The organism is Candidatus Kryptonium thompsonii, from assembly GCF_001535985.1.
Taxonomy (GTDB): domain Bacteria; phylum Bacteroidota; class Ignavibacteria; order Kryptoniales; family Kryptoniaceae; genus Kryptonium; species Kryptonium thompsonii.
In genome coordinates, this window is record NZ_CZVS01000083.1 from 1 (window position 1) to 5,421 (window position 5,421).

The 5,421-nt window shown below is 37.5% G+C and carries 6 protein-coding genes; 3 read left to right on the forward strand and 3 right to left on the reverse strand.

Going from position 1 to position 5,421, the window contains the following annotated elements; translation table 11 throughout:
• A partial coding sequence (locus AWW78_RS09670; protein WP_047135019.1) for a glycosyl hydrolase family 18 protein occupies window positions 1-1,034 on the forward strand: 1,034 nt, incomplete at its 5' end.
• On the opposite strand, the gene AWW78_RS09675 is transcribed toward AWW78_RS09670, so the two are convergent.
• From AWW78_RS09675 to thiI, 3 genes are read right to left on the reverse strand one after another with little or no spacing between them, the layout of a single operon-like run.
• Window positions 1,003-1,884: an NAD(P)-dependent oxidoreductase gene (locus AWW78_RS09675; RefSeq protein ID WP_047135020.1), complete on the reverse strand. Its 882-nt coding sequence runs from the start codon at window positions 1,882-1,884 to the stop codon at window positions 1,003-1,005. The two genes, AWW78_RS09670 and AWW78_RS09675, sit on opposite strands and share 32 nt — an antisense overlap.
• Before the next feature lie 16 nt (window positions 1,885-1,900).
• Entirely contained in the window at window positions 1,901-2,980 is a 1,080-nt protein-coding gene (locus tag AWW78_RS09680) for a M23 family metallopeptidase (RefSeq protein ID WP_075426262.1), read from the reverse strand.
• A 3-nt stretch (window positions 2,981-2,983) separates the two neighbouring features.
• Complete coding sequence (gene thiI / locus AWW78_RS09685; protein WP_047135021.1) at window positions 2,984-4,216, reverse strand: tRNA uracil 4-sulfurtransferase ThiI; 1,233 nt, start codon at window positions 4,214-4,216, stop codon at window positions 2,984-2,986.
• A gap of 200 nt (window positions 4,217-4,416) precedes the next feature.
• Here thiI and AWW78_RS09690 point away from each other — a divergent pair, with 200 nt between their 5' ends.
• Window positions 4,417-4,695, forward strand: a complete 279-nt coding sequence (locus AWW78_RS09690) for an ArsR/SmtB family transcription factor (RefSeq protein ID WP_047135022.1) — start codon at window positions 4,417-4,419, stop codon at window positions 4,693-4,695.
• A gap of 6 nt (window positions 4,696-4,701) precedes the next feature.
• A partial coding sequence (locus tag AWW78_RS10635) for a pirin family protein (protein ID WP_047135023.1) occupies window positions 4,702-5,421 on the forward strand: 720 nt, incomplete at its 3' end.

Consider the following 5,421-nt stretch of genomic DNA (forward strand, 5'->3'; position numbering starts at 1 on the left):
TGTTCGCTTTCATCTTTTCATCTTGTGCAACATTGAGGCCACCTTTCGAATATCAGCCCAAGATTATAATGGCTTGGGTTGTCAAAGCGGATACAACCAGTTTTTTATCCTTGCAGAGAAATTCTGCTTTAATTTCAATCGCCTCTCCAACATGGTTCAGCATTGATAGCGCTGGAAATATAATTTCAAATGTAGATTCAAATCTTTTAAATTTTGCGATTCAAAACGATATACCATTGATGCCTTTAATAGTAAATCAGGGATTTCGCACTGATGTTGCCGAATCTTTGCTCTCTGAGCCAAGTGTTAGGGAAAGGATTGCGGATTCAATTTTGAAACTTGTTCTTGATGGAAATTATGTTGGAATTAACCTTGACTTTGAAGGTCCTTTCGTAAGCGTTAGGGATGGATATACAAAGTTTGTTGAGCTCGTTTGTGCAAAACTTCACAATTATGGAAAAATTGTAAGTGTTGATGTCGTCTCGAAAACAGAAGAAAAATTCACAGGTTGGGCTGGAGTTTATGATTATGCTGAGCTTGGAGAAGTTGTTGATTATTTTGTGATAATGGGATATGATTATTCTGGTCGACTTGATCCACCCGGACCAGTTGCACCAAAGTGGTGGGTTGAGGAAACAATAAAATTTGCTATTTCAAGCGGTGTGAAACCTAAAAAGATAATTCTTGGGATTCCATTTTATGGGCGATGGTGGAAGGGGAATGAACAGGGTAGAGGGATTTATTATCCGGAACTTAGGAGAGTGATTGCAAAGTATAATCTCAAGAAAAAATGGGATGGTAAAGCAAAAGCCCCATATTTTAAGTTCAAGGATGAAAACGGTGTTGAAAATATAATTTATTTTGAAGATGAAAGAAGTTTGTCTGAGAAGATATCGCTTGTGAACAAATATAATCTTGCCGGGATCGCTATATGGCGACTTGATGGCGAACCAGATGAATTTTGGAAAGTTATCGAAAGTTTAAGTTTCATAAAACCAAGATTTAAATTTTTACTCCAGCAAGCTCAGCGATAACCTTAAAAATGGCTGAATAATCTTCATTCTCATACCCCTTGGAAAGCGCCTGAATATAAAGCTCACGAATAACCGAAATGACCGGCAGAGAAATTTTCAAATCCATAGCTGACTCAAGGATGAGATTTACATCTTTCAATATATGTTTGACATAAAAGTTTGGCTCAAAGTTTCCATTTATTATCGTCCTTCCCTTGTTTTGATACATTGCTGAGTTAAGGGCGGAATTTTCAAGGATTTCCAAAACTGTTTCTTTTGAAACTCCAGATTTATCAGCAATGACAAAAGCCTGACTTAGAGCAACTATCATTGTTGCGATCATTGAATTCATCGCTAATTTTAATATCGTAGCTTTTTCAACAGAATCAAATTCCCAAACCTTTTTTCCGAGAACGCTGAAAATGTCTTTACATTTATCTATCACCGCTCTATCTCCACCCGCAAAAATTAACAAAGTCCCATCCGCAGCTTGTGACTTACTACCGAGCACAGGTGCGTGAATGAAATAAGCATTACGAGCCTTATAATCATTGTAAAGCTTTCTTGTAGTTATTGGTGAAATCGTGCTCATATCAACATGGATAAATCCGGGCTTCATGCTCTCGAAAATTCCACCCTTGCCATACACAATTTCCTCTACAGCTTTTGAATCAGCAAGCATTGAAATTGCAATTTCACAATTCCTTGCAACCTCAGCTGGCGATAAAGCTGGAACTACATTTGAGGCGCCAAGCTTTGAAATTTTTTCAGCAGTTCTGTTATAGACTACCAATTCATAACCATTCTGCAAAAGTCTTTTTGCCATCGCTTCACCCATTATCCCAAGTCCGATAAAACCAATTTTCTTCACTTTTACCCTCCAAATTTTATTTTACAAAAACCATAAATTTTGAAGAAACAAAATCCCCAGCAAAAATCGTATAAACATAAACCCCGCTTGCAAGTCCCTCGGCCTCAAAAACTGCGTAATGCAAACCTGAGCCTCTCTCTTCATCAAGAAGTGTTTTGACCTCACGCCCAAGTAAATCATAAACTTTAATAACAACTCGTCTTGGCTCAGGGAGATAATATCTCATGACCGTTGAAGTGTTAAATGGGTTGGGATAATTTTGACAAAGCTCAAATCTATCAAGTTTAATCTCTTCATCGGCAACTTGCGTTGGCGGATCAGCATTTACAACCTCACCAGCTCTTACAACAACAGTTCTTCTGTAAAGTCCGTTCAATGCAGTTATCGTATAAGTCCCGGGCTTAACCTCACCTATTGCGTAATTTTCTCGATAAATATCATCGCTTCCGATATAAGGATCGTTAAAATTATAAGTCAAAGCATAACTAAAAGTTGTATAGGGTGGTCTTGGTTTTGGATCGGGGCTTATATCAACTCGAGTTGAATTAGGAGCGTTGGGAATCTTGCCGTAAATAGCACCTGTTCCACTCATTGCAAACCAAAGTTCAGGATTTCGCCTCGTCCTGTAAGCATCATATCTTGGTGTTCCAAGTCGAATTTCAAAATGTAGATGTGGTCCCGTTGAATATCCGGTATTTCCAGAAATTGCAACAGGTTCACCGGCTTTAACACTGTCGCCCTGATTTTTCAACGGCCTTGAAAGATGCCCATAAAGCAAGTATAAATCCTTTCCTTCCCATTGCCCTTTAATAAAAATATAGTTTCCAGCTCCATTGGGCTCGTATCCACCAACTGTATCATACGGATTATATGCAACAAAATAGATCACCCCATCACAAGCTGAATAAACAGTGTCATACCTTACGAGAATATCAACACCGGTGTGAGCTCTATTTTGGGGATCACGGATATTTGGTTCACCATAGAGATATGAGCCATTAATTTGAATATGGTCAGGCACCGGGCGTTTCAATCTAAAGCTTTGAGAGTAAAGAAATTGCACAAGAATTAAAAAAAGTGGTAAAACTCTTAACACTTTTCAATCCTCGATTTTTTCAACTATATTTTTATCCAGAAAATCGGCGTATATGTTCTCAACCTCGGCTTTTGCAAGCGACATCTCGACAAGCTCATTCCATGTAAATTTTTTCTCAACCTCAAATATCTCTTCGAAATTTGCCCATGTCTCCGGATGTCTCCCAGTCAAAAAGCTACAACAATCATCATACGGCTGGCTTGAAATTTCATAAGTCCCAATCTCTCTCGCTTTTTGAATTATCTCCTCCTTATCAACCCCAATTAATGGTCTAAGGATTGGCAAGCTCGCAATCTGATTTATAACCCTTATATTTCTCAATGTTTGTGAAGCAACTTGCCCTAAGCTTTCACCGGTGACAAGCGCCTCTGCTTTCTCCTTTTCAGCTATGACCTCAGCAATTTTAACCATCAATCTTCGATACAAAATCGTCCTTAACCCAACAGGGGCATTTAAAACTATTATTCTCTGCGCCTCCGCTATCGGAACTATGTAAAGTCTCGAATAAAATTGATACTTGCTTAAAATCTTAACAATTTGCTTAACCTGTTCAATTGAATCATACGAAGTATATGGATAACTATGATAGTGAACGAATATAACTCTTGCACCTCGCTTCATCATCATATAAGACGCTATCGGCGAATCAAACCCAGCTGATAACAAAGCAACAACTTTACCGCTTGATCCAACTGGCAACCCGCCCGGACCTTTAAATCTATCTGCGTAAACATAGGCTTCCTTGTCAACGATTTCAATATGTACTGTGACTTCAGGATTTTTAAGATCAACTTTAACCTCGTGTCCCTCGTTTTTAAATTTTTCAAGAATGAAAGCGCCAACCTCATGGTTTACTTGAATAGAGTTCAAAGGAAATTTTTTATTCTGTCTTTTCGTCTTTACGCTAAAGGTTTTAAATTCCTTGTTTCGCAAAACCTTTAAACTTGCCTCACAAATTTTTTCAAGATCAAGCGAAGTAGCAACCCCAATCCCAAAATTAGTTAATCCGAAGACATCTCTTAACCTTGACTTAACAACCTCAACCTTTTCTGAATCTTCATAGCTAAATGGCAAAACAATTTTCAACCTTCCGTAACCACGCATCACCATATTTTGCTTGACGATATCCGAAAGCATAAAGGCGATGTTCGTCCTCAACTTCTTCTCAAAAATCTCTCTATTCTTTTGCTTCAATGCGACTTCATGATAATGACATATAACAACCGTCGAACCCATAAATAAAGCAACTTTGATTTTAAATCTAAAATAAATTAGCCCAACTAAGAATTAAAATCAAATAACAAAGTCTCGTGAAATATTTGACAAATTCAACCCCGTCCCGCGAGGTGACTGAACTTGACATTTGGATTTTATTTGCTTATATTTATATAGACATTTGTCTATATATCTATTTTTAATAACAAAGTCTAAGCACAATGGCTAAGGTAAAAATTTCAAAGGTTGCAAAAGCACTTGCGGATGAAACAAGATGTAAAATCTTTGAATTAATCGCCAAATCAAAGGAGATAAGTTGCAAGGAGATAACGGAAAAAGTTGGTTTGAAACAACCAACAATATCACACCATTTGAAAACTTTACAAGAAAGTGGAATAGTAAATGTGCGAAAAGAGGGACAATATCACTATTTCAGCGTAAATGAGCGAGCGCTTGAAGAATTTTCAAATTATATCACAAAATTTATAAGCAAAAGGTAAACTAAAATGCATATCAAAACAATTAAAACTCGTAGTGTCTACAGAGTTATTCCATCCATCGAAGTTTTCGACGGCGCCGGCGTAAGGTTAAGAAGATACATTGGCTCACCTTACTTGAACTATCTCGACCCTTTCCTTCTATTGGATGAATTTAAATCGGATGATCCTAATGACTATATAGCTGGTTTTCCACCCCATCCACACCGTGGGTTTCAAACACTTACATACATGATAAACGGAGAATTTGAACATAAAGATAGCACGGGAAGCACAGGAAAACTAACCTCCGGTGGACTGCAATGGATGAATGCTGGAAGCGGGGTTATACACTCAGAAATGCCCCTTATGAAGGAAGGTTTGCTATGGGGATATCAACTTTGGATTAATTTACCAGCGAAGGAAAAAATGAGCGACCCTTTCTACTACAACTTTAAAGCTATTGAACTGAACAAAGGTGATACGAAAATCAACCTTCTATCTGGAGCATTTGACGAAATAAAACAGAAAAGCTGGACTAGCTATCCAATTGTTTATCTTGATGTTAGGTTAACAAAAGGAAGCGACTTTAAATATGAAGTTTCAGAAACAATGAATGTTTTTTGCATTGTTTCCGAAGGTAAAATAAAATTTTCAGATGGAGCAGAGTTAAAACAGCATCAACTTGCCATTTTAACAAAGGGAAACTTGATTCAATTCGCAGCTCTTGAAGATTCGATTATTCTCATT